The organism is Sphingomonas sp. (genome assembly GCF_048594985.1).
In the GTDB taxonomy this organism is placed as follows: domain Bacteria; phylum Pseudomonadota; class Alphaproteobacteria; order Sphingomonadales; family Sphingomonadaceae; genus Sphingomonas_I.
In genome coordinates, this window is record NZ_JBMDXG010000312.1 from 1 (window position 1) to 2,451 (window position 2,451).

At 67.9% G+C, this 2,451-nt stretch carries 2 protein-coding genes; one reads left to right on the forward strand and one right to left on the reverse strand.

All coding sequences use genetic code 11. The features are described 5' to 3' along the window. Positions 1–1,837 (reverse strand): proline dehydrogenase family protein (locus ACOJSF_RS12850; protein ID WP_420142594.1); only part of this gene is annotated, 1,837 nt, incomplete at its 3' end. Positions 1,838–1,950: 113 nt separating this feature from the next. Here ACOJSF_RS12850 and ACOJSF_RS12855 point away from each other — a divergent pair. Continuing rightward, positions 1,951–2,424: an Lrp/AsnC family transcriptional regulator gene (locus tag ACOJSF_RS12855; protein ID WP_420142595.1), complete on the forward strand. Its 474-nt coding sequence runs from the start codon at positions 1,951–1,953 to the stop codon at positions 2,422–2,424. Positions 2,425–2,451: the final 27 nt, after the last annotated feature.

The following is a 2,451-nucleotide window of genomic DNA, read 5'->3' on the forward strand; positions in this document are numbered from 1 at the left end:
CGACCGCCGCGAGCGCGTCGCGCGCGGCGGCGCTCGCCTGCGCGGCGCTCGCCTCGATCACGATGCCGACCTCGTCGCGCCGGTCGGCGGGGTTGAGCACGGGCCGCGGATCGCCCCGGCCGTCGGCCGGCGCCGCACGCCAGTTCGCATGGGCCCCGGAACGCATCGTATCGGCAAGGCGCGCGAGCAGATTTTCGTCGGACAGATCGAGCCCGTCCGAATTGCACCGCACGCCATAGAGATTGCGCGGCAGGGCGATCAGCGCATGCTTCTGCCCCGGCACCGCCATATCGCGCGCGATGTCGACCGGATCGGCGACGAGATCGGCGATCGACACCTCCTCGTCCGCGATGCGGTTGACGAAGGACGAGTTGGCACCGTTTTCGAGCAGACGGCGGACGAGATAGGCGAGCAACGTCTCGTGCGTGCCGACCGGCGCGTAGATGCGGCACGGCCGATCGAGCCGGCCCTTGCCGACCACCTCGTCATATAAGGGTTCGCCCATGCCGTGCAGGCACTGAAATTCATATTTGCCGATTTCGAAGTCGGGACCGGCGAGGTGATAGATCGTCGCCAGCGTCTGCGCATTGTGCGTCGCGAATTGCGGGAAGACCGCGTCGGTCGCGGCGAGCAGGCGGCGCGCGCAGGCGATGTAGGAGATGTCGGTGTGGATCTTGCGCGTGAAGACCGGGAAATCCGGCAGCCCGTCGACCTGCGCGCGCTTGATCTCCGCATCCCAATAGGCGCCCTTGACCAGGCGGACCATGATCCGCCGTTCGGCGCGGCGCGCGAGATCGACGATCCAGTCGATCACGAACGGGCAGCGCTTGCCATAGGCCTGCACGACGAAGCCGAGCCCGTTCCAGCCCGCCAGAGCGGGATCGAAGGCGAGGCTTTCGAGCAGGTCGAGCGACAGTTCGAGGCGGTCGGCCTCCTCCGCGTCGATGTTGAAGCCGATGTCGTACCTTTTGGCGAGCGCGGCGAGGTCGCGCACGCGCGGCAGCAACTCGCTCATCACGCGGTCGGCCTGCGCGCGGACGTAGCGCGGGTGGAGCGCGGACAGCTTGATCGAGATGCCCGGCCCGCCGTAGACACCGCGCCCGGCGGAGGCGGCGCCGATCGCATGGATCGCCGCCTCGTAATCGGCGTAATAACGCTCCGCATCGGCGGCGGTGGTCGCCGCCTCCCCCAGCAGGTCGTAGCTGTACTGGAAGCCGCGCGCTTCGAGCGGGCGGGACCGCTTGAGCGCCTCGCCGATCGTCTCGCCAGTGACGAACTGCTCGCCCATCATGCGCATCGCCATGTCGACGCCGCGCCGGATCACGGGCTCGCCCGCGCGCGCGATCAGGCGGGTCAGAGCGGCGGTGAGCCCGGTGTCGTTGACGCTGCCGGTCAGCTTGCCGGTGACGACCAGCCCCCAGGTGGCGGCGTTGACGAACAGCGAGCGCCCCTCGCCCACATGCGCGCGCCAATCGCCGCGCGCGATCTTGTCGCGGATCAGCGCGTCGCGCGTATCGGCATCGGGAATGCGCAGCAGCGCTTCGGCCAGGCACATCAGCGCGACGCCCTCCTGACTGGAGAGCGCATATTCCTGGACGAGCCCCTCGACCCCCGTGCCGCGATGCTTGGCGCGCAGCGCGGTGATCAGCGCGGTGGCGGTGCGCGCGACCGCATCGCGCGTCGGCGCGGGCAGCGCGGCCTGCGCGATCAGCGGGGCCAGGCATTCGGGTTCGGGACGGCGATAGGCGGCGGTGATGGCCTGCCGCAGCGGCGACGGCGCCCGGACGGGCGGCGCGAAATCGGCGAACAACGGCGGCAGATCGACAGGCTTGAGCAAGGAAGGTCCCCCGGGGAATGAACTCCCCTTAGCACCGAAGCGTTCGGCGATTTGCCTGAACATCATGGCATATGTAGGATTATCATCCTCAATGTGAAGGCTTGGCAGCGATTATGACGGCAGACGACGGTTCAGACAGGGAAATCGATCTGTTCGACCGTAAGATCATCGATCTGCTGCGCCGTGACGGCCGCATGTCGGTGGCCGACCTGTCGCGCCAGATAGGATTGTCGAAGACGCCGTGCCAGATGCGGCTGAAGCGGCTGGTGGACGAAGGGATCATCCGTGGCTTTCGCGCGGTGATCGATCCGGCCAAGCTCGGGCTCGACCATATCGCCTTCGCCGAAGTGAAGCTGTCCGACACGCGCGAGGCGGCGCTGGCGGATTTCCGCCGCGCCGTGCTGCGCATCCCCGAGGTCGAGGAATGCCACATGATCGCGAGCAGCTTCGACTATCTGCTCAAGGTCCGCACCACCGACATCCGCCGCTATCGCGAAGTGCTGGGCGAGCGCATCTCCAGCCTGCCGCATGTCGCCAGCACCTCCACCTTCGTGGCAATGGAGACGATCCGCGACTCATCGACATGAGCGGGGCGGGGCCGCCAAGGGTTGGCA